Below are 21,437 nucleotides of genomic sequence, written 5' to 3'. Positions count from 1 at the left end.
CCCACGAGACGTCTGTCTCGCGTCAGGAATCGATGTCGCCCATCAGGAAACACGCGCACTGTAACGGCCGGTCGCTCGCAGTGTGTCGAGTGTGTTTCCGGACGAGGCGTTCGCTCGTCGACAGCGGGCCCTTCGGCACGTGCCCCGCGCCTCCTCCGGGCCGATCGTGGAGGGCGGCGACTCTCCTCGGCCGACGCGCCGGGGCCGGGAGGACGTGATGAAGGTGCGCGACGCGATGAGTGCGTCGGTCACGACGGTGCGGTCCGACACCCCGCTGCAGGTGGCGGCGTCCGTCCTCGCGTCCCACGGGCACTGCGCCGCGGCGGTGGTCGACCACGAGGGACACCTGGTCGGCGTGGCGAGCAGGGCCGACCTGGCGCGCGGGTCGCTCCGGCCGGACGCCTGGATGGCCGAGATCGACCCCGAGTGCGTGGTCGCCGCGGTGATGACGCACGCGCCCGTCTCGGCCCGCCCGGACGACGACCTGGCGGACGTCGTGGGCGAGATGCTCGCCGAGGAGCTGAGCGCGGTGCCGGTGGTGGACGACGACCAGGTGATCGGGATCGTGACGAGGCCCGACGTCCTGCGGCTGGTCGCCGAGCGACGGCTCTCGTCCGGTGACTCCTGACGGCGCTCGGACACCGGGAGGACGCATGACGGGCACGTGGGGGCGTCGTGGTCGGGGTGGGGGAATGCCGCCGGGCGGCGCCCCTCCGGGGTTCGCCTCGGCGGGCGCGGCGGAGGGGGTGGCGCGATGAGGCGGCCGGACCTGCACCGGCTCGGCGTCCCGGCCGTCGTGGGGGACACCTGCCTGGCGGTCGCGCGGTCGGCGGTGGAGACCGCGCGACTGCTCGCCGCCGGTGTCCTCGTGGCGCCGACGGACCTGGTCGGACGCTGGGTGCGGAGCGACGACGGCTCGCGGTCGAGGGTGTTCCGGGAGACGGCCGTCAGGGGCCGGCGCCCCGCCGACCCGGTCGTGCTGGTCGTCCGGTTCCGGCTCCGGTGGATCGGCCGGGCGCGCTGGGCGCACACGGTCTTCCGGTCGACCTGCGTGGTCAACACGCCGCTGTTCGCCGGGTTCCCCGGGTTCGTGACCAAGCTCTGGCTCGCCGACCCGTGGACCGGCGTCTACCGCGGCCTCTACGAGTGGGACGGGGCCGAGCGCGCCGAGTGGTACGCGACGAGCCTCGCGCACGTGCTGGCGCTCGTCTCGGTGCGGGGCTCGATCGCCCACGAGGTGGTCCGGGGGGTGGACCGCGCGGACTTCGTCCACCGCGACCGGTCCCTGCCCGCGGCCGCGGGCGGACAGCGGGCCTCGTGACGGACGGGGAAGGACGGCCCTCCTGTCCCGCGGTCAGGGGTGAGGAGGGCCCCGTGGAGTCGGACGAACGGAGGAGGACGTCGTGCACGAGTCGAAGCACTGGACGGTGTCGATCGACATCGACGAGCACGAGGGCAGGACACGCGCGACGGCGCGGCTGCACACACGCGACTCGGACTCGGTGGTCGGGGTCGGCCTCGCCCGGTTGAACCCCGCCGATCGCGACGTGCCGGAGATCGGTGACGAGCTCGCGGCCGCGCGGGCCCTGTCGGAGCTCGCCCACCGGCTGCTCGACATCACGGCGAGCGACCTGGAGCGGGCGAACACCCCGGTACGGCACGGCAGCTGACCCTCGACGGCCCCGCGGGCAGAGCCCGCCCGGCATCCCCCGGCTGCCCGCGCCGCCGTCGTCCGCGCGCCGGATCAGCCGGCCCGGGGAACGACGAGCACGGAGCACTGCGCGTGCACGACGGCCGCGCGGGCGGTCAGCCCGAGCTCGGCCGGGCCGTTCGGCCGGGGACCGCCGACGACGAGCAGGTCGGCGTCGAGCGTCTCGTCGAGGATCTCGTGCGGCCACGCCCGGACGAGGTCGCGGCGCACGGTCACGCCGAGCTCCTCGGCACCGCCGACGGAGGCCACCAGCCGGTGCCCGCGCTCCACCGCCTCGGCGAGCCCGACGCTGCGCTCGCCGAACGACCGGGGCACGGCGTGGACGATCCGCAACCCGGCACGGCACGCGGTCGCCGCCGACGCGGCGGCGGCGACGACGGGCCGGTCCGCCTCGTGCTCCTGGACTGCGGCCACGATCCGCCGGGGCGGGCCGGCGGGGTCGCGGCGCAGCAGCAGGACCGCGCCGCGGTGGGTCCGGAACACGCGCGACACCGCGACGTCCGGCGCGGAACCCGACGCGTCCTCCGTCGCCGCACCCGCGCCGACGGCCCAGTCCCGGACCCAGGCGGGGAGCCCGGGAACGGGCGCGTCGCCGTCCTCGGCGAGCAGCACGGTCATCCTGCCCAGCCCTGCGGGGGAACGGTCCAGCACGGTCATCGGGTGCTCCGGTGCATCGGTTCGATACGGGTCCAGATTGGTCGCCCCGAGGCCGTCGCGGCAGGGCCGGTGGGCCCGTCCACCCGAATCGGGGACGGACCGCCGTGCCGGGGCCCGACGTCCCGGGTCCGGGCTCCGCGGCATCCGGTCGAGGAGCCTCCCGGAAACCCGTTGGCGACCACGGCGACCGCTGCTAGCTTCCGGGAGGCCGTGCGAGAGAACGAGGAGGTGGTACCCGTGAACGTTTCGATCCGGGTGCTCCCCTCCGGGGTCACGGTCGGGCGACAGGTCGCCCGGGAGCGCCGCCCCGAGCACTCCCGAAAGGCACGACCATGCGCTTCACCTCCGAACAGCACCTCGACGACGGCGTCGTCGAACGCGGGTTCACCCTCGGCGGGATCCCCGGCATCCTGTGGACGCCCGGATCCGCCTCCGCACCTGCCCCGCTGATCCTGCTCGGCCACCCCGGCGGACTGCAGAAGATGTACCCCCGGCTGGTCGCCCGGGCCCTGCACTCCGCGGCGGAGGGCTTCGCCACGGCCACCCTCGAGCTCCCCGGGAGCGGTGACCGGCCCCGTTCCGCGGCCGCCGAGGCGGCCCGCGCCGACCTGCGCCGGGCGCTGGAGGCCGGCGGGCCGGTCGACGACGGGATGGTCGACCGGCTCGTCCTCCCGCTGGTCGACAAGGCGGTCCCGGAGTGGCGGGCCGCCCTGGACGTCCTCCTCCCGCTGCCCGGTATCGGCGGCCCGGTCGGGTACGCGGGAGGGGTGATCGCCATCGGCGTCCGGCTGGCGGTGGTCGAGCCGCGCATCTCCGCGGCCCTCCTGTTCGCCGGGAGCTACGTGCCCCGCACCCTGTTCGAGGAGGCCCGGCGGGTCACCGTTCCGCTGCAGGTCCTGCTGCAGTGGGACGACGAGGGGAACGACCGGCAGCGGGCCCTGGAGCTGTTCGACGCCTTCGGCACCAGGGAGAAGACGCTGCACGCCAACATGGGCGGGCACACCGGCGTCCCACGGTTCGAGGCGGACGCCGGGGCCCGGTTCTTCGCGCGGCACCTGAGGTGAGGCCGGGCCGCCGGTCGACGTGCTCCGTCGACAGCCGTCAGTCGACGTGCTCCTTCAGCAGGTCGTCGATGCAGCGGTCGATCTGCTCCCGGTCACGGTCGGAGAGGCAGAACATCGCGAAGTGCGCCCACAGCGAGTCGACGACACGGAACTCGCTGTTCGGGATCAGGCGCTGCTCGGCCTCGCAGTCGTCCGGCGGGAAGAACATGTCACGGGAGAACGGCACGACGTACGTCTTCGCCGTGATGCGCCCCAGTGCAGCGGCCAGGTCCCCGTTCGTGTGCAGGCTGACGTCGCCGTGGCGCCACTTCCACCCCATCCAGATGAGGTTGTTCGGGTCCATGGGCGCGAAGTAGTTCACCCAGAACCTCTGTACGAAGTCCTCGAGGGAGCTGAAGCCGTGGGCCCGGTAGGCCTCCGAGTTGTAGAACTCCGGGCACAGCCCCATCACCGACCAGGTCTGTGCGTGGCGGCGCAGGCCCACGTGGACGTCCGGTTCGGCACTCCCTCCGTACGACGAATGGTGACGGCGGTCACAGGTTCCCGCCGTCGCCGGTCGGGAGGGACCGCCATCCATCGCAATGCCCGCGGTCGCCCGCGTTAGCGTGGCGGGGTGCGGAGCTGGAGCATCGACGCGTACCTCGCCCGCCTGGCGGCCCGGAACCCGACGCCCGCCGGCGCCGCCGTCGCCGCGCTCAACCTGGCCCAGGCCGCGGCGCTGCTGGCCATGGTGGCCCGGTTCCGCGCCGACCGGGACCACCCGATGGGCGCCGTCGCCCGGGACGTGCTCGGGCGGGTGGAGGAGCTGCACGAGACGGCGCTGCACCTGGCCGAGGCCGATACCGGCGCCGTCGACGAGGTCGGCGCGGCCTACGCGCTGCCCCGCTCCACCGAGGCGGAGCGGGCGCGGCGCGCCGCGGCGATCGCCGATGCCCTCCTCGCCGCCGCGGGTCCACCCGCCGAGCTCGTCCGGATCGGCGCCGCGCTCGTCGAGGTGTGCGAGCGGATGGCCGGGGTCGGGAGCGGCGCGCTCGTCGCGGACGTGGCCGCGGCCGCGGACGCCACGGCTGCAGCGTTGAGCATCAGCCGCACGAACGTCGAGGCCGACATCGCGCCACGCCGCGGCACCGCGGAGGCCGAGCGCCTCGCCGAGGCCGTCGGGTCCGTCGACGACCTCCTGCGCCGGGCCGCCCGGGTCCGCGACGACATCCGCCGTGCGCTCGCCTGAGGATCAGGACAGGTTGACGACGTTGCCCTCCTCGTCGATGTCCACCAGGTGGGCGGCCGGGGTGGCGCCGAGACCGGGCATGGTGCGCATGTCGCCGCAGATCGGGTAGATGAACCCGGCCCCGACCGAGGCCCGCACCTCGCGGACGGGCAGCCGCCAGCCCGTGGGGGCGCCTGTGAGCGACGGGTCGGACGACAGCGACAGGTGCGTCTTGGCGATGCAGACGGGGAGATGGCCGTAGCCGTTCGCCTCGTACGTCGCGAGCTGGCGCGCCGCGGCGCCGTCGTAGTCCACCCCGTCCGCGCCGTAGACCTTCGTCGCGATCGTCTCGATCTTCTCCCGGAGGCCGGCCGAGTCCGGGTAGAGGAAGCGGAAGCCCCCGTCCGGCCCCGCCGGCTCGTCGGCGGCCTCGGCGACCGCCTCGGCCAGCTCCCGGGCTCCGCGCCCGCCCTCGGTGAAGTGCGTGCAGACGGCGACGCGTGCGCCCATCTCCCGCGCGATCTCGGCGATCGCCGCGTGCTCCGAGGGGTGGTCGCCGGGGAAGGCGTTGATCGCGACGACCGGCGACACCCCGTGCAACCGGATGTTCTCGATCTGCTTGCGCAGGTTGGCCCCGCCGACGTGCACCTCCTCCGGGTTCTCGGCGAGGAGCGCCTCCGGCAGCGGCCGGCCGGCGACGATCCGGTGCCGCCCCGAGTGCGCCTTGAGCGCCCGCACGGTCGCCACGACCACCGCGGCGTCCGGGGTGAGGCCCGAGGCCCGGCACTTGATGTTGAAGAACCGCTCCGCGCCCATGTCGGCCCCGAACCCGGCCTCGGTGACGAGGAAGTCGCCGCCGCGGATGCCGATGAGGTCGGCCACCACCGACGAGTTCCCGTGGGCGATGTTGCCGAAGGGGCCGGCGTGCACGAGGACGGGCGTGTTCTCCAGCGTCTGCATCAGGTTGGGCTTCAGCGCGTCGCGCATGATGACCGTCATCGCGCCCGCGCCGCCGATGTCCTCCGCGGTGACCGGCGTGCCCTGCCGGGTGTAGCCGACGACGACGCGGCCGAACCGCTCGCGCATCTCGTGCAGCGACCGGGCGAGCGCGAAGATGGCCATGACCTCGCTGGCCGCCGTGATGTCGAACCCGGTCTGGCGCGGGATCCCGTCCGTCCTGCTGCCCAGCCCGACGATGATGTTGCGCAGCGCGCGGTCGTTGACGTCGAGCACCCGGCGCCAGGTGATCGCGTGGGTGTCGAGACCGGTGGCGTTGCCCTGGAAGAGGTGGTTGTCCAGGACGGCGGAGAGCAGGTTGTGCGCCGCGGTGACGGCGTGGAAGTCGCCGGTCAGGTGGAGGTTGAGCACGTCCATCGGGACCACCTGGCTGTAGCCGCCGCCGGCCGCCCCGCCCTTGATCCCGAACGTCGGGCCCATCGAGGGTTGCCGGATCGCCACGGTGGCCTGCCGCCCGATCTGGCACAACGCCTGCCCGAGGCCGACGGTGGTGGTGGTCTTGCCCTCGCCCAGCGGGGTCGGCGTCACCGCGGACACCACCACGTACTTCGCCCGGGGCCGGTCCGCGAGCTCGTCGATCGCCGCGAGCTTGATCTTGGCGACGTGCTCGCCGTACGCCTCCAGCAGGTGCGACCCGATCCCCATGGCGCCGGCCACGTCGTCGAGCGGTTTGAGGGAAGCGGCCTGGGCGATCTGCAGGTCCTGCGGAATCATCGACGGTCTCCTCGGTCGTGGCGGGGGGCGTCAGGCGGTCACCCGTAGGCAGTCGCGGTCGTCCACCTCGAACCGGCCCGCGCGGAGGTCCGCGGCCCAGGCGGCGGTGGGGACGAGCGCGCCGAACGGGAAGAAGTGCACAGCCCGGAGCAGGCTGCGGGGGTCGGCGGCCACGGCGGCCGCCAGGCCGAGCAGGGTCGCGTCGGGATGGTGGACCGACGAGGTCGCCAGCTTGAGCACGCCGCCGGCCTGCTGCCGGAGCACCTTCAGGGAGGCGCCCACCCCGCAGCTCAGCCCGAACCGGAGCAGGCGGGCGGGGGAGGTGAGGCCGGGCAGTCCGACGTGGACGGGCGCGTCGACGCCCGCGGCCCGGATCCGCTGCTCCCAGGCGACGATCGGCTCGGCGGCGAAGCAGAACTGGGTGACGACGTGCAGGTCGAACCCGCGTGCGCGGGCGATGGCGCACTTCGCGAGGAGGGCCCGGGACAGCTCGTCGTCGTCGACGTCGGGATGCCCCTCCGGATGACCCACGATGCCGACGCGGCGGATGTCGGCCTCCTCCAGCAGACCCGCGTCGAGGATCTGCGCCGTCTCCGAGAACTCCCCGACCGGGGTGGTCAGCGACCCGGCGAGGAGCAGGACGTCCTCGACCCCGGCCGCGGTGAGGTCGGCCAGCATGCGCCGCAGCGCGGCACGGTCGGGCACCGCGCGGGCCGCCAGGTGCGGCACCGGGCGCATCCCGGCCTCCCGGACGGCGCGGGCGACCGCCACCGTCTCCCCCCACGGCTGGTGCGGCAGGAACGTGAGGTAGACGGCGGTCCCGGCCGCCAGGTGATCGGGCAGCGGCGGGAGCGCCGCGGCCTCGCGGGGGGTGATCTCCACGCTGAACGGGGACATCAACCTGCGGACGGCGGTGCTCAGCTCGGCGTACGTGGGCGTCGTCATCGCGTGGTCCCCTCAGCCCCGGCGGCGCCGGATCTCGGCGTTGATCGCGGGCACGACCTCGTGCATGTCGCCGATCACCGCGTAGGTCGCCTTGGTGACCATCGGCGCGTGCTCGTCGGTGTTGACCGCCAGGATCGTCTTCGAGCTCGCGCAGCCGGCCCAGTGCTGGATCGCCCCGCTGATGCCGCAGGCGATGTAGAGCTCGGGGGAGATCCGGCTCCCGGTCTGGCCGATCTGCTCGTGGTGCGGGCGCCAGCCCATGCTGGTCACCACGCGGGAGACGCCGAGCGCGCCGCCGAGCAGCTCCGCGAGCTCGGCGACACCCGCGAAGCCCTCCACCCCGCCGGCCCCGCGCCCGGCGCCCACCACGACCCGGGCCGAGGTGAGCGCGCCGGACAGGTCCGGCGCGGCGGGCTCGGTCGACACGACGCGCGTCACCAGGTCCGCCTCCGCGACCTCGGGCGCGAACTCGCGCAGCGTCGTGGGTACGGGCGGGACCTGCTCGGCCTGGACGGCGTGGCCGGCGACCGTGAGCACCGCGGGGCGCCGGGGCAGGAGCATCTCCTCGAACACCGCCCCGCCCAGGACCTGCCGGGTGACCCGCAGGGCCCCGTCCCCGCCCGCTCCGTCGTCCGCGACCCCGTCCGTCCCGTCGACCGCGCCCAGGCCGACGACGTTGGCCGCCATCGGCACGTCGAGGCGTGCGGCCAGGTGGGCCATGACCTCGAGGCCGCGCGGGGACCCCGGGGCGACGACGGCGTCGAGGTCGACGGCGGCCGCGGCGGCCTGCACGGCGGTCGCCCAGAGGGCCCCGCCGTAGGCCGAGAAGGCGTCGCCCGTGGCGTGGTGCACCTCGTCGACGCCGTGGCCGGCGAGCTGGTCGAGCAGCCCCTCCGGGCGCGGGCCGACCACCACGGCGTGCACCGGGCCGCCCACCCGCCTGGCCAGGGTGCGGGCGAACGTCACGGTCTCGAGCGACACCTCGGTCGCGCCGGTCGCGTCGGTCTCCACGAACGCGAGGATCATCGGGCCACCCCCAGGCGCTGCAGCAGGTCGACCACGGCCGGCGCGGTGTCCGGTCCGGCGCCGAGCACCTCGACGGTGCTCGGCTGGGCGGGCGGCAGGGTGAGCCGCACGCGGCCCGGCCCCTCCGGCTCGTGCCGCGGCGCCACGGTCTCGATCGGGACCTTCTTGGCCTTCATCCGCCCGACGACCGACGGGTAGCGCGGCTCGACGCCGCCCTCGAGCACGGTGACGACCGCGGGCAGCGGTACCGCGAAGGTCTCGACGCCGTTCGGCCCGTCGCCGCGCGCCGTCGCGACCCCGCCGTCGACCTCGACCGTCCGCACCCCGTTGACCACCGGCCGGCCCAGCGCGTAGGCGAGCCGGACGCCGACCTGGAAGTCCCCGGTGTCGGCGGCGTCGTTGCCGAGCAGGACCAGGTCGTGGGTGCGGCCCTCCGCGGCGTGGGCGCCCACCACGGCGGCGATCTCCCGGACGACGTCCACCGGTCCGTGGCCGACGGGGTCGGCGTCGATGCGCACGGCCGCGGTGCACCCGACGGCCAGGGCGGCGCGCAGCTGCTCGACCGCCGGCTCGGGTCCCAGGGTGAGCACGGTGGCGGTGCCGCCGGTGGCGGTCGCGATGCGCACGGCCAGCTCCACCGCGCAGTTCTCGTGCGCGCTCACCGTGAACCCGACGAAGCGCGCGTCGATCGCCTGCGCGTCGGGGGTCAGCAGCACCTCGCCCGCGACGTCGGGCACCCGCTTGACGCAGACCAGCACGTTCGCCATGGCTCAGCCCTTGATTCGCTCGTTGGCCGGGTCGAACAGCGGCGTGGCGTCGGCCGAGCCGACGGTCACCGGGTAGAGCTCCTCCATGTAGGACACGGCGAGGCGGTTGCCGACCACCGCCTGGTCCGGCGGGAGGTAGGCCATCAGGAGGTGCCTGCCAAGGGACGGCGCCGAGCCGGCCGAGGTGACGTAGGGGTGGTGGCCGTGGCCGTCCGTGAGCTCGCCGCCGTCGCGGGTGAGGATCGGCTCGCCACCGAGCATGTAGCGGTTCTGCCCGCTCGCCGACCGGTGGTCGTCGACGGTGAGCGTGCACAGCACCGACCGGGGTTCGGCGGCCCGTTGGGCGAGGTAGGCCTCGCGGCCGACGAAGTCCGCGTCCTTCACCCTCGGGCGCGCCATGCCCGCCTCGACGATGGTGCGCTCGCCGTCGAGCTCGAACCCGAACGCCCGGTAGCCCTTCTCCAGCCGGCCGGTGGTGCCGTAGACGCCGATCCCGACCGGGACGGCCCCGTCCGGCCTCCCGGCCTCGTGCAGCAGCTCCCACACCCGCGCGCCCTGCTCCATGGGGACGTAGAGCTCCCAGCCCAGCTCGCCGACGTAGGAGATCCGGGACGCGAGCACGGCGATGCTGCCGACCGTGATGCCCCGGCAGGTGAGGAACGGGAACCCGGTGTGCGAGACGTCGTCGTCGGTGAGGCGGCCGAGGATGTCGCGGGCCCGCGGGCCCCACAGCCCGATGGTGGTGAACGCCGAGGTCTGGTCGGCGATCGCGGCGCCGGCGGGCAGGTGGTCGGCGAACCACTTCAGGTCGGCCATGCCGTGCAGGCCGCCGGTGACCACGCGGTAGCGGTCGTGGGCCAGCCGCATCACGGTGAGGTCGGACCGGAACCCGCCCCGGGCGTCGAGCACCGGCGTGTAGATCACCCGGCCCTCCGCCACGGCGGCCTGCGCGACCACGATGCCCTGGATCGCCTCCTCCGCGGCCGGTCCGACGACGTCGAAGACGGCGAAGGCCGACAGGTCGACGATGCCGGCGCGGTCCCGCATCGCGAGGTGCTCGGCGTTGATGATCGGCGACCACCAGCGCGAGTCCCACTCGTGCTCGCGCGGCATCACCGCGTCCCCGTACTCGCCGAGCAGGGCCTCGTTCGAGGCGTACCACATCGGCCGTTCCCAGCCGACGGTCTCGAAGAACACCGCGCCCGCCGCGCGCTCGGCCGCGTGCATGGGCGCGAGCCGCTTGCCGCGCTCGCCCGCCCACTGCTCGCCGGGGTGCACGATGCCGTAGGTCTTGTTGAACGCCTCCGAGGTGCGCGAGCGCACGTGGGCGCGGGTGCGCTGGTGCGGGTAGAACCGCGCGACGTCGGAGTGGTGGAGGTCGATCTCGGAGTACCCGTGCGTCATCCACTCCGCGACCGCCCGGCCGACCCCGGGACCCTCCTTGATCCACACCGCGGCCGCCGACCACAGGCCCTTCACCTCCGGCGTCTCACCGAGGATCGGGGCGCCGTCCGGGGTGAGCGAGAGCAGGCCGTTGATCGCGTAGCGGATCTCGGCGCCCTCGGCGCCGAGCGCGTCCGGCATGAGCTCGAGCGCCTGCTCCAGCTGCGGGTCGAAGTCGTCGGCCGTGAACGGCGTCTCGGTGGGGGAGAGCCGCGCCTGGTCGATCGACGGGATCTCCTCCGGGTCCCAGAGGATGGGACGGTGGGCGTAGGAGCCCACCTCCATGTCGGCCCCGTGCTGGCGCTCGTAGCAGAACGTGTCCATGTCCCGGATGATCGGGAAGGAGATCTCCCCGGCCCGCTCGGCGAGCTGCGGGATCGGCCCCACCGAGATCATCTGGTGCACGGCGGGGGTCAGCGGGATCGCCGCACCCGCCATCCGGGCCAGCTTGGGGCTCCACACCCCGCAGGCGATCACGACGGTCTCGGCCTCGATGTCGCCGCCGGTGGTGCGCACGCGCCGGATCCGCCCGCGCTCGACGTCCATGCCGACCACCTCGACGGTGGGCACCACGGTGAGCGCGCCGAGGGCGAGCGCCGACTCGCGCATGAGCGTCCCCGCGCGCAGCGAGTCGACCACGCCCACTGACGGCGTCCAGAACGCGCCGAGGATCTGGTCCTTGTCCAGGTAGGGGACGCGCTCGACGACGTGGTCCGGGGTGACCAGCTCGGCCGGCACGCCCCAGGCCCGCGCCGACGACATCCGCCTGCGCAGCTCCTCCATCCGCTTCTCGGTGCGGGCGATCTCGTACCCGCCCGACTCGGTGAAGACGCCCAGCTCCTTGTACTGGCGCACGGAGTCGAGCGTCAGGTCGGCGATCTCGCGCGAGTGGTCGACCGGGAAGATGAAGTTCGAGGCGTGCCCGGTGGACCCGCCGGGGTTGGGCAGCGCGCCCTTGTCGATCTGCACGATGTCCCGCCAGCCGAGGCGGGCGAGGTGGGCCACGAGGCAGTTGCCGACGATGCCGGCGCCGATCACGACGACGCGGGCGGTGGAGGGGAAGGGACNAGCGGAGCCCGCGGAGCGAGAATCGACCTGAGCGGAGCCCGCGGAGCGAGAATCGACCTGAGCGGAGCCTGCGGAGCGGGCATCGGTACTGGCCATGGTGGTCCTCCTAGTCGCCCAGCTCGCGGCGGCGCCGGGTCACGTACTCCGTCAGCTCCTCGCGGACCGCGTCGTCCAGCGGCGGAGGCTCGTACTCGTCGAGCCGCTTCCGCGCGACCTCGCGGGCGCGGGCGGCGGCGTCCTTGGCCCCGTTGCGCATCCACCGCTCGTAGTTCTCCGAGCTGTTCACGAACGGTCGGTAGAAGCAGGTGCGGAACCGTTCCATGGTGTGGGCGGCACCGAGGAAGTGACCGCCGTGGCGGACCTCGTCGTGCGCGTCGAAGGCGAGCGACGCCTCGTCGATCTCCAGCGGCCGGAACTCGTGCTGCAGCATCTCCAGCAGCTGTACGTCGAGCACGAACTTCTCGTAGCTCGCGACCAGCCCGCCCTCCAGCCAGCCGGCCGTGTGCATCACCCAGTTGATGCCCGCGAGGAACGTCGGGAGCATGGTCATCAACGACTCGTACCCGGCCTGGGCGTCCGCGGTCTGGCTGGAGGTGAGCCCGCCGCCGGAGCGCACCGGGAGCCCGAAGCGACGGGCGATCTGCCCGGTGCACAGCAGCCCGACCGCCGACTCCGGCGTGCCGAAGCAGGGCGAGCCGGACTGCATGTCGATGTTGGAGAGGAACGAGCCGAAGATCACCGGGCAGCCCGGCCGGACGAGCTGGGAGAGCGCGATGCCGGTGAGCGCCTCGGCGATCTGCTGGGTCAGCGCCGCCGGGATCGACACCGGCGACATCGCGCCCATCAGCAGGAACGGGGTGAGGACGACCGCCTGGTTGGCCTCGCTGTAGGCGAGCTGCGCCTCCAGCATCCGCTCGTCCCAGCGCAGCGGCGAGTTGCAGTTGATGAGCGAGATCGTGGCGGGGGTGGCCTCGATCGCCGCCCGGCCGCCGAAGAGGATCTCGGTCATGGCGATCGTGTCCGCGGCGTTGACCCCGGAGACCACGTTGCCCATGTAGATCTTGTCGCTGAGCGTCTGCAGGGCGTAGGTCATGTCCAGGTGCCGCGAGTCCAGCGGGGTGTCCTCGGGCTCGCAGACCACCCCGCCCGCCGAGTCCAGGGCGGTGAAGCCCTGGGCGAGGCGGGTGAAGTTGCGGAAGTCCTCCATCGTCGCGTCCCGGCGCACGTCGCCCTCGCGTACGAACGGCGGGCCGTAGACGGCGCCGAACGCCATCGCGTCGTCGCCGATGTGCACGGTGTTCGCGGGGTTGCGGGCCTGTACGTCGAACGACCGCGGCGCCTTGGCGACCTGCTCGAGCAGGAAGTCGGGATCGAACCGGACGACCCCCTGGCCGTCGGAGTCCTCGACCTTCTGGCCGGCCTGGCGGAACAGCTCCAGTGCCCGGGGCGACCCGAACTCCACGCCGATGTCCGACACCAGCCGGCGCCACCCCGCGTCGAGTGTGCTCATCGCGTCCTCGGAGAGGATCTCGTAGCGGGGCATCGCGTTGCGGAACATGTGCTTCTCCGCTCTTGACGGCCTGAGGAGACCGGCGTCACAGTAGCCGCCATCCTCAGAACCCGGGTTCCACAATGTAGAACTTTGGACGGCACTCATGGCGGCTCAGACGGGCAGTCAGGCGGTCGAACGGGCGAGTGCTCTGCTCGGCGTCATCGTCGAGTCCGGCGCGCCGCGGACCTTCAGCTCGCTCGTGGACGAGCTCGGCCTGGCCAAGTCCACCACCTCCCGGCTCCTGCAGGCCCTGGAGCGCAGTCGGCTGGTGCACCGCGACCGGGCCGGTGCGTTCCGGCCGGGCGCGTTGTTCTCGCTGCACGCCGCCCGGCCCAGCGCGCTGCACGACCTCGCCGAGCTCGCCCGCCCGACGATGGAGCACCTGTCCGCGCAGTCCCGGGAGACGGTCAACCTCGCCATGGCGCGCGGCGGCCAGCTCGTCGTGATCGACCAGGTCGACAGCCGCTACCTGATCGGGGCCACGAACTGGGTCGGCGTGGACGTGCCCGCGCACTGCACGGCGCTGGGCAAGGTGCTCTACGCCTACGGCGCGCTCGCCCTGCCGCCCGGGCACCTGGAGCGCCGCACCGCGCACTCGCCGGTCGACCGCGCCCAGTTCGAGCACGCCCTGGTCGAGGTCCGCCGGCGTGGTTGGGCTGCCTCGCTGGACGAGCTGGAGCTGGGGCTCACCGCCGTCGGCGCGCCCGTCCGGTCCGTCGACGGTGCCGTCGTCGCCGCCGTCTCGGTCTCCGGACCCACCAACCGCATCAACGACTTCGGCATCACCAGGCTCGGGGACCTGCTCGTCGCCGAGCTGCGCGGGCTGTCCGCGCTGCTGGGACACCAACCCGGACGAAAGGGAGGCTCGGCCTGATGGATCACGACGCGATCCTGCGCGGGCTCTACGACGAGACGCTCGTCGGCAACAAGCCACGCGTGCTCGAGCTGACGCAGGAGGGGCTGGAGGCGGGCCTGACCCCGGAGGCGATGCTCTTCGAGGCGCTGATCCCCTCGCTGGAGGAGGTCGGCGCCCGGTTCGAACGCGGGGACTTCTTCGTGCCCGAGATGCTCGTCGCGGGCAAGGCGATGAGCGGCGCGCTGGACATCCTGCGCCCGCTGCTCGCCGAGACCGGGGCGCAGACCGTCGGGACGTTCCTGATGAGCACCGTGAAGGGCGACGTCCACGACATCGGCAAGAACCTGGTGAACATCATGCTGGAGGGCGCGGGCTTCCACGTGATCGACCTCGGTGTGCAGGTGTCGCCGGAGAAGGTGATCGCCGGGATCCACGAGCACGATCCCGACATCGTCGGGTTCTCCGCGTTCCTCACCACGACCATGCCGATGTTCAAGGCCAACATCAACGCGCTGCAGAAGGCGGGCCTGCGCGACCGGGTGATCGTGATGGTCGGGGGTGCGCCGGTCACCCAGGAGTACGCCGACGCGGTCGGGGCCGACGGGTACGCCGCCGACGCCGCCACCGCCGTCCGCAAGGCCAAGGAACTGCTCGCCGCCCGTCGCGCCGCCGTGGGGGTCTGATGCACACCGTCCTCCGTTCGGCGACCCGCGAGGTCGTCCTCGGCCCGGACCGACCGTTCTGCCTCATCGGTGAGCGGATCAACCCGACCGGCCGCAAGATCTTCGCCGAGCAGCTGCGCCGCGGCGATCTCTCGCGCATCGAGGTCGACGTCGAGCAGCAGGTCGCCGGCGGGGCGACGATGCTCGACGTCAACATGGGCGTCCCGCTCGCCGACGAGGCCGAGCTGCTCGCCAAGGCCGTCACGATGGTGCAGGAGCTCACCGACCTGCCGCTGGTCATCGACTCGTCCGTGGTCGAGGCGCTCGAGGCCGGGCTCGCGGCCTACGAGGGCAAGGCGCTGGTGAACTCGGTGACCGGCGAGCGGGAGCGGCTGGACGCGATCCTGCCGATCGTGGCCCGGCACGGGGCGGCGGTGATCGCGCTGCCCAACGAGGAGGACGAGATCCCGGACGAGCCGGAGCGCCGCCTGGAGATCACCCGCAAGATCCTCGACGTCGCCGTCGGGGAGTACGGCATCCCGGTCGAGGACGTCGTCGTCGACCCGCTGGCCATGCCGGTGGGGGCGGACACGACGCTGGTGCGGACGACGCTGCGGACGATCGAGCTGATCTCCGACGAGCTCGGCCTGAACATGACCCTCGGCGCCTCCAACGTCTCCTTCGGGATGCCCGGGCGCCCGGCGCTGGGGGCGACGTTCCTGCCGATGGCCATGTCCTGCGGCCTGACCAGCGCGATCATGGACGTTCGGTCGCCGCAGATCGTCGAGGCGGTCAAGGCCGCGGACCTGCTGCTCGGCAACGACGAGTGGGGCGCGGCCTGGATCGCGCGCGCCCGGGCGGCGGCCGCCGCGGGGAAGACGGCCTGACGGTGACCGCCCTCCCGGAACCGCCCCCACCGGACCGGGTCCGCATCCGGTTCGACCCCGACGGCGCCCGGCCGCGCGAGGTGCGGGTCCCCACCGGCGCGACGCTGTTCGACGCGGCCAGCTGGAACGGCATCGCCGTCGACTCCACCTGCGGGGGCCACGGCACGTGCCGCAAGTGCCGGATGCGGGTCGTCGAGGGCGACGTGACGGTGTCCCTGCTGGACCCGCGCGCGTTCGGCCCGGAGGAGCTGCGCGCGGGCTGGCGCCTGGCGTGCCGCGCCCGGGCCGAACAGGACCTGCGGGTGGAGGTGCCGCCGCTGGTCACCCGGCCGAAGGCGGCCACCGTCGGCGTCGGGCGCCAGGTGATCCTGCGCCCCGCCGTGCAGAAGCGCTGCCTGACGCTGCCCGAGCCGACCCTCGCCGACCAGCGCACCGACCTCGAGCGCCTGCGCGACGCCCTGCCCGACCTCGAGCTCCGGGTCGACCTGCCGGCGATCCGGAGCCTGGCCCGGGTGCTGCGCGCGGACCCCACGGCGGACCCCACCGCGGACCCCACCGCGGGCCCCACGGTCACCGCGGTCGTCGTGGACGACGTGCTCGTCGACGTCGAGCCGGGGGACACGACCGGCCGGCTCTTCGGCATCGCCTTCGACCTCGGCACGACGACCGTCGTCGCGACGCTGCTCGACCTCGCCACCGGCACCCCGGTGGCCGTCGCGTCGGTGCTCAACCCCCAGCAGCCCCACGGCGCGGACGTCATCACCCGGATCAGCGCGACGATGACCGACCCCACGGCGCTGCAGCGGCTCACCGCGCTCGCCCACCAGTGCCTCGACCAGCTCGCCGGCGAGGTCTGCGCCGACGGCGGGGTCGACCGCGGCGAGGTCTACGAGATCGCGGTGGCCGGCAACGCCACGATGACCCACCTCGCGCTGGGGCTGGACCCCGAGCCGCTGGGGGTCGCCCCGTTCGTCATGGCCTCCCGCTCGTTCGACGACCTCACCGCCGCCGACCTCGGGGTGCGGGCGCACCCGCGGGCCAGGGCGTACGTGTTCCCGGCGCTCGGCGCCTACGTCGGCGGCGACATCGTCGCGGGGGCGCTCGCCTCCGGGATGGACCGGGACCGGCGCGTCCGGCTCTTCATCGACATCGGCACGAACTGCGAGATCCTCCTCGCGGCCGGCGACCGGCTGCTCGCCACCGCCGCCCCCGCCGGGCCGGCGTTCGAGGGCGCGGCCATCCGCTGCGGGATGCGGGCCGCGCCCGGTGCGGTCGAGGGCGTGAAGATCAGCGACGACGACGTGGTGCTGCAGGTCATCGGGGACGTCGAGCCGATCGGGGTGGCCGGGTCCGGCCTCGTCGACGCCGTGGCGGCGATGGTGGCGGCCGGCCTCGTCGACGGCTCCGGGCGGCTGGTCGCGGCGGACGCGCCGGGCGTGCCTCCCGGGCTGGCCGCGCGGCTGCGGCAGGTCGGCCAGGAGCGGGTCTTCGTCCTGCACTTCCGCGGGCACGACCCGGACGGCGACCCCGCCGACGCGCTCTACCTGTCGCAGCGCGACATCCGCGAGCTGCAGTTCGCCAAGGCGGCGATCTCCACAGGCTGGCAGCTGCTGCTGGAGGAGCAGGGGCTGACCGCCGCCGACGTCGCCCAGGTGCTGCTGGCCGGGTCCTTCGGCAGCTACCTCGGCCCGGCCGCCGCGGTGCGGATCGGGCTGGTCCCCGAGGTCGCGCTGCTGCGCATCGTGAGCGCGGGCAACGTGGCGGGGGAGGGGGCCAAGATGGCGCTGCTGTCGCTGCGCGAGCGGGCGGCGGCCCAGGCGCTGCTGGAGGAGGTGCACTACGTCGAGCTCTCCGACCGCGCCGACTTCAACGACCGGTTCGTCGAGCGCCTCGCCTTCCCGGTCTGAGCACCCCGGCGGTCCGGCGCAGCGGGTGGCGGTGGTGGCGTGCGGGGCGATCGCCCGGCACGTCGCGGACGTCGCCGCCCGCCGCGGCTGGCCCGTCGACGTCGTCCCGCTGCCCCCGCTGCTGCACAACCGGCCCGAGCGGATCGCCGCCGCCGTCGAACAGCAGGTGTCGCGCCTGCGGCGGCACTACGCGCGGGTCGCCGTCGGGTACGCGGACTGCGGCACCTACGGCGCGCTCGACGAGGTGTGCGCCCGCTGGGAGGTGCACCGGCTGCCCGGCACCGACTGCTACTCGGTCTTCGCGGGCGCGGCGCGGATGCGCGCGGTGCTGGAGGCGGAACCGGGCACCTACGTGCTGACCGACTACCTCGCGGCGTCCTTCACCCGCTCGGTCGTCGTCGAGCTCGGCCTGGACCGGTACCCGGAGCTGCGCGACGACTACTTCGGCCACTACCGGCGGGTCGTCTGGCTCGCCCAGCACCCGACCGAGGCCCTCCGCGCGTCGGCGCAGCGGGCGGCCGGCCTCCTCGGCCTGCCGTTGGAGGAGATCGTGGTGGGCGACCTCCTGCTGGAGCGGGCGGTCGGGGACCTCGTGGAGGGCCGTTCACTATAGTGGAGACCACCTCGAGCATCCGACATGTGGAGGTGGTCAGGTGGGCGGCATCGCCGACCTCGGGGGTCAGGAGGGGTGGGGTGCGGTGGATCCCCCACCGGCGGAGGAACCGGTCTTCGCCGAGCGGTGGGAAGGCCGGGCGTTCGCCCTCACCGCGTTCACCATGGGCAGGATCTCCGGCCGCAACCTCGACGCGTTCCGGCACAGCCTCGATCGGCTCGCGCCCGCCGCGTACTTCGACGACGGCTACTACGGCCGGTGGCTCAACGCCGCGGAGCTGATGCTCACCGAGAGCGGCATCCTCGCGGAGGGCGCGGTCAACGCCCGCGCCCGCCGTCTTCGGGGCGAACGGGCCGAGGAGCCGCCGGCGCCCGAGCCCCGCAAGCCGGACTACGCGCCGACCGCCCCCGGATCGCTCCGCGAGGTGCCCGGCGCGCCCCGGTTCGCCGTCGGGGCCCGGGTCCGAGCGGTCGACGCGGCCTCCGAGTTCACCCGGCTCCCGGCCTACACCCGGGGCCGGACCGGGACGGTGGAGAGGGTGCAACCCGCCCATCTCCTGCCCGACACCCACGCCCTGTTCCGCGGTGAGAACCCGCAGCACGTCTACTCGGTCCGATTCGACTCGCGCGAGCTGTGGGGACCGGAGGCCGAACCCTTCCAGCTCACCGTCGAGCTGTACGACAGCTACCTGGAGCCCGCCTCATGACCACCCGGTACGACCCGGCCGACCTCGGCACCGAGCGGCTGTCCCCGGCCCTGCGCGCCGAGGCCCTCGAACAGCTCCTCACCGAGCGGGGCCTCGTGCAGACCGACGTGATCGACGGTTTCGTCGCCAAGTACGAGTCGGACGTCGGCCCGCTCAACGGCGCCAAGGTCGTCGCACGCGCCTGGGTGGACCCGGAGTACCGGACACGGCTCCTGGCGAACGGCACCGCCGCGATCAAGGAGGTCGCGTGGGGCGGCGGGGCCAACGGCGAGCACATCGTCGTCGTCGAGAACACCCCGACCCGGCACAACGTCGTGGTCTGCACCCTGTGCTCCTGCTACCCGTGGCCGGTTCTGGGTCTCCCGCCGTCCTGGTACAAGGATCCGGCCTACCGGGCCCGGGTGGTCCGCGAACCGCGGAAGGTCCTCGCCGAGATGGGCCTGGAGCTGGGCGACGACGTGGAGATCGTCGTCCGCGACTCCAGCAGTGAGGTGCGGTGGCTGGTCCTGCCGGAGCGGCCGGCCGGGACCGAGGACCTCACCGAGGGGGAGCTCGTGCCCCTGATCACCCGCGACGCGCTCGTCGGTGTCGCGAAGGTGGCCGCGCCGTGAGCGCCCCGGGTGCCGGGCTCGCGCCCGTGGCGCTCGACGGCCCCGGGGCGCCGCCGCGGGCCAACGGCGAGCTGGTCTTCGCCGAGCCGTGGGAGTCGCGGGCCTTCGGCATGGCCGTGGCCCTGCACGACGCGGGCGCCTTCGCCTGGTCGGACTTCCAGGCCGCCCTGGTCGCCCGGATCGCGGCATGGGAGGCGGACGGTCCCGGGCACGAGTCGTGGAGCTACTACGTCCACTGGCTCGGAGCGCTCGAGGACGTCCTCGTCGCCGACGGGACGCTGGGGAGCCGCGACATCGTCGAACGGGCCGACCGCCTCGCCCGGCGACCGGCCGGACACGACCACGACGGGGAGGACGGGCACGATGGATGAGTGGGCGGCGCTCCGACTTGCGGGGTCTGAGCGGGAGCGCCGTCACGGGCGTCGACACGGGCGTCGCTGCGGGACGTGCTGCGGCCCGTTGAGTGCTCGGGGGACAACGGGGCTCTCGTTCGACGGGACGTGACGCGCAGCGGGAGCGAGGTTGTCGGGCACGAGTTCGCCCAGGAGTGTTGACCGCGCACCGCCATGACGCCTACTTTGCCGTACAGTTGGTATATCAGTTCACGCCAATAAGTATGGCGATCACGAGGGGTCGGCCCGGATGTCCGTCACGGTGGAACGACGCGGGGCGCTCGACGCCGAGCAGGTGCTCGGCCGGTCTCTGCAGGAGACGGACCCCGAGGTCCACGCGGCGATCAGCTCCGAGCTCGGCCGGCAGCGGCACACGCTGGAGATGATCGCGAGCGAGAACTTCGCGCCGCTGGCGGTGCTGCAGGCGCAGGGGTCGGTGCTCACCAACAAGTACGCCGAGGGCTACCCGGGCCGGCGGTACTACGGCGGGTGCGAGCACGTCGACGTCATCGAGCAGCTGGCGATCGACCGGCTCGAGGAGCTGTTCGGCGCCGAGTTCGTCAACGTGCAGCCGCACTCCGGGGCGCAGGCGAACGCGGCGGTGATGGCCGCGCTGCTCCGGCCCGGGGACACGATCCTGGGCCTGGACCTCGCGCACGGCGGTCACCTCACGCACGGGATGAAGCTCAACTTCTCCGGCAAGCTCTACGACGTCGCGGCCTACCACGTCCGCGAGACCGACCACCGCGTCGACATGGCCGAGGTCGAGCGCCTGGCCCAGGAGCGGCGACCGAAGCTGATCATCGCCGGCTGGTCGGCCTACCCGCGGCAGCTGGACTTCGCCGAGTTCCGGCGGATCGCCGACTCGGTGGATGCCTACCTGATGGTCGACATGGCGCACTTCGCCGGCCTGGTCGCCGCGGGGCTGCACCCGAGCCCTGTGCCGCACGCCCACGTCGTCACCTCGACCACGCACAAGACCCTCGGCGGGCCCCGCGGCGGGGTGATCCTCGCCCAGCAGGACCTGGCCAAGAAGTTCAACTCCAGCGTGTTCCCCGGTCAGCAGGGCGGCCCGCTCGAGCACGTGATCGCGGCCAAGGCGGTGGCGTTCAAGCTCGCCGCCGAGCCGGAGTTCCGCGAGCGGCAGGAGCGCACCCTGGCCGGTGCGCAGATCCTGGCCGCCCGGCTGCTCGAGGAGCGCAACGTCGGCGTGGTGTCCGGCGGCACGGACGTGCACCTGGTGCTGGTGGACCTGCGCGACTCCGAGCTCGACGGCAAGCAGGCCGAGGACCGCCTGCACCAGGTCGGCATCACGGTCAACCGCAACGCCGTCCCCTTCGACCCCCGCCCGCCGATGGTCAGCTCCGGCGTCCGGATCGGCACCCCCGCGCTCGCCGCCCGCGGCTTCGACGTCGACGACTTCACCGAGGTCGCCGACGTGATCGCGCTGGCGCTGCGCCCCGACACCCCCGACGCCGCGCTCACCGCCCTGGCCGAGCGCGTCGCCACGCTCGCCGCCCGCCACCCCCTCTACCCGGAGCTGCAGGTTTGAGCATGAGCACCACCACCACGACCACCCCGCCCGGCGCCCACCTGCCGGAGCACCCTGGTTTCCTGTGGCGTTCGCCCGAG

At 73.7% G+C, this 21,437-nt stretch carries 22 protein-coding genes; 14 read left to right on the top strand and 8 right to left on the bottom strand.

The window, feature by feature from the left end:
* The first annotated feature begins 235 nt into the window (after positions 1-235).
* From ACFQH9_RS27275 to ACFQH9_RS27265, 3 genes are all read left to right on the top strand, one after another.
* Positions 236-628: a CBS domain-containing protein gene (locus ACFQH9_RS27275; RefSeq protein WP_379570431.1), complete on the top strand. Its 393-nt coding sequence runs from the start codon at positions 236-238 to the stop codon at positions 626-628.
* Between the two features lie 126 nt (positions 629-754).
* A complete protein-coding gene (locus ACFQH9_RS27270; RefSeq protein ID WP_379570429.1) occupies positions 755-1,321 on the top strand; it encodes a hypothetical protein in 567 nt (188 codons plus the stop codon).
* Between the two features lie 82 nt (positions 1,322-1,403).
* On the top strand, positions 1,404-1,670 hold the full coding sequence (locus ACFQH9_RS27265) for a DUF1876 domain-containing protein (RefSeq protein WP_379570427.1): 267 nt from the start codon (positions 1,404-1,406) through the stop codon (positions 1,668-1,670).
* A 74-nt stretch (positions 1,671-1,744) separates the two neighbouring features.
* On the opposite strand, the gene ACFQH9_RS27260 is transcribed toward ACFQH9_RS27265, so the two are convergent.
* Positions 1,745-2,368, bottom strand: coding sequence for a universal stress protein (locus ACFQH9_RS27260; protein ID WP_379570425.1), 624 nt, complete (start codon positions 2,366-2,368; stop codon positions 1,745-1,747).
* 332 nt (positions 2,369-2,700) lie between these two features.
* Between ACFQH9_RS27260 and ACFQH9_RS27255 the strand changes: the two genes are divergently transcribed.
* The gene (locus tag ACFQH9_RS27255) at positions 2,701-3,432 is read left to right on the top strand and encodes an alpha/beta hydrolase family protein (protein WP_379570423.1); all 732 of its coding nucleotides are present in this window, start codon (positions 2,701-2,703) and stop codon (positions 3,430-3,432) included.
* 37 nt (positions 3,433-3,469) lie between these two features.
* Here the strand turns inward: ACFQH9_RS27255 and ACFQH9_RS27250 are convergent, their stop codons facing one another.
* A complete protein-coding gene (locus tag ACFQH9_RS27250) occupies positions 3,470-3,916 on the bottom strand; it encodes an alpha/beta hydrolase family protein (RefSeq protein WP_379570421.1) in 447 nt (148 codons plus the stop codon).
* A 129-nt stretch (positions 3,917-4,045) separates the two neighbouring features.
* Between ACFQH9_RS27250 and ACFQH9_RS27245 the strand changes: the two genes are divergently transcribed.
* Entirely contained in the window at positions 4,046-4,660 is a 615-nt protein-coding gene (locus ACFQH9_RS27245) for a cyclodeaminase/cyclohydrolase family protein (RefSeq protein WP_379570419.1), read from the top strand.
* Between the two features lie 3 nt (positions 4,661-4,663).
* Here ACFQH9_RS27245 and ACFQH9_RS27240 read toward each other — a convergent pair whose 3' ends face one another.
* From ACFQH9_RS27240 to ACFQH9_RS27215, 6 genes are all read right to left on the bottom strand, one after another.
* Positions 4,664-6,370, bottom strand: a complete 1,707-nt coding sequence (locus ACFQH9_RS27240; protein ID WP_379570417.1) for a formate--tetrahydrofolate ligase — start codon at positions 6,368-6,370, stop codon at positions 4,664-4,666.
* A 30-nt stretch (positions 6,371-6,400) separates the two neighbouring features.
* Positions 6,401-7,315, bottom strand: coding sequence for a methylenetetrahydrofolate reductase (locus tag ACFQH9_RS27235; protein ID WP_379570415.1), 915 nt, complete (start codon positions 7,313-7,315; stop codon positions 6,401-6,403).
* A gap of 12 nt (positions 7,316-7,327) precedes the next feature.
* A complete protein-coding gene (locus ACFQH9_RS27230; RefSeq protein WP_379570413.1) occupies positions 7,328-8,341 on the bottom strand; it encodes an electron transfer flavoprotein subunit alpha/FixB family protein in 1,014 nt (337 codons plus the stop codon).
* Positions 8,338-9,108, bottom strand: coding sequence for an electron transfer flavoprotein subunit beta/FixA family protein (locus ACFQH9_RS27225; RefSeq protein WP_379570411.1), 771 nt, complete (start codon positions 9,106-9,108; stop codon positions 8,338-8,340). Before ACFQH9_RS27225 ends, ACFQH9_RS27230 begins: the two co-directional genes overlap by 4 nt.
* 3 nt (positions 9,109-9,111) lie before the next feature.
* A complete protein-coding gene (locus ACFQH9_RS27220) occupies positions 9,112-11,589 on the bottom strand; it encodes a GcvT family protein (protein WP_379570409.1) in 2,478 nt (825 codons plus the stop codon).
* A 136-nt stretch (positions 11,590-11,725) separates the two neighbouring features.
* Positions 11,726-13,177 carry a trimethylamine methyltransferase family protein gene (locus ACFQH9_RS27215; RefSeq protein ID WP_379570407.1) on the bottom strand — a complete coding sequence of 484 codons (1,452 nt, stop codon included), beginning with the start codon at positions 13,175-13,177 and terminating at the stop codon, positions 11,726-11,728.
* 97 nt (positions 13,178-13,274) lie between these two features.
* Between ACFQH9_RS27215 and ACFQH9_RS27210 the strand changes: the two genes are divergently transcribed.
* From ACFQH9_RS27210 to glyA, 9 genes are all read left to right on the top strand, one after another.
* Positions 13,275-14,045: an IclR family transcriptional regulator gene (locus ACFQH9_RS27210; protein ID WP_379570406.1), complete on the top strand. Its 771-nt coding sequence runs from the start codon at positions 13,275-13,277 to the stop codon at positions 14,043-14,045.
* A complete protein-coding gene (locus ACFQH9_RS27205) occupies positions 14,045-14,710 on the top strand; it encodes a corrinoid protein (RefSeq protein WP_379570404.1) in 666 nt (221 codons plus the stop codon). The genes ACFQH9_RS27210 and ACFQH9_RS27205 overlap by 1 nt, the downstream gene beginning before the upstream one ends.
* Positions 14,710-15,576 (top strand): dihydropteroate synthase, encoded by an 867-nt coding sequence (locus tag ACFQH9_RS27200; RefSeq protein WP_379570402.1) that lies wholly within the window; start codon positions 14,710-14,712, stop codon positions 15,574-15,576. The genes ACFQH9_RS27205 and ACFQH9_RS27200 overlap by 1 nt, the downstream gene beginning before the upstream one ends.
* Positions 15,577-15,578: 2 nt before the next feature.
* The gene (locus tag ACFQH9_RS27195) at positions 15,579-17,483 is read left to right on the top strand and encodes an ASKHA domain-containing protein (protein ID WP_379570400.1); all 1,905 of its coding nucleotides are present in this window, start codon (positions 15,579-15,581) and stop codon (positions 17,481-17,483) included.
* Between the two features lie 25 nt (positions 17,484-17,508).
* A complete protein-coding gene (locus ACFQH9_RS27190; RefSeq protein ID WP_379570398.1) occupies positions 17,509-18,096 on the top strand; it encodes a DUF1638 domain-containing protein in 588 nt (195 codons plus the stop codon).
* A gap of 40 nt (positions 18,097-18,136) precedes the next feature.
* Positions 18,137-18,802: a nitrile hydratase subunit beta gene (nthB, locus tag ACFQH9_RS27185; protein WP_379570396.1), complete on the top strand. Its 666-nt coding sequence runs from the start codon at positions 18,137-18,139 to the stop codon at positions 18,800-18,802.
* A complete protein-coding gene (gene nthA, locus ACFQH9_RS27180) occupies positions 18,799-19,413 on the top strand; it encodes a nitrile hydratase subunit alpha (RefSeq protein WP_379570394.1) in 615 nt (204 codons plus the stop codon). Before nthB ends, nthA begins: the two co-directional genes overlap by 4 nt.
* Positions 19,410-19,784 carry a nitrile hydratase accessory protein gene (locus ACFQH9_RS27175; RefSeq protein WP_379570392.1) on the top strand — a complete coding sequence of 125 codons (375 nt, stop codon included), beginning with the start codon at positions 19,410-19,412 and terminating at the stop codon, positions 19,782-19,784. Before nthA ends, ACFQH9_RS27175 begins: the two co-directional genes overlap by 4 nt.
* A 271-nt stretch (positions 19,785-20,055) precedes the next feature.
* Positions 20,056-21,357 carry a serine hydroxymethyltransferase gene (glyA, locus tag ACFQH9_RS27170; RefSeq protein WP_379570390.1) on the top strand — a complete coding sequence of 434 codons (1,302 nt, stop codon included), beginning with the start codon at positions 20,056-20,058 and terminating at the stop codon, positions 21,355-21,357.
* The last annotated feature ends 80 nt before the right edge of the window (positions 21,358-21,437 follow it).

Source organism: Pseudonocardia lutea (genome assembly GCF_042658055.1).
Taxonomy (GTDB): Bacteria; Actinomycetota; Actinomycetes; order Mycobacteriales; family Pseudonocardiaceae; genus Pseudonocardia; species Pseudonocardia lutea.
The sequence above is the reverse complement of the archived record's forward strand: the minus strand, read 5'-3'. Positions and strand labels throughout refer to the sequence as shown.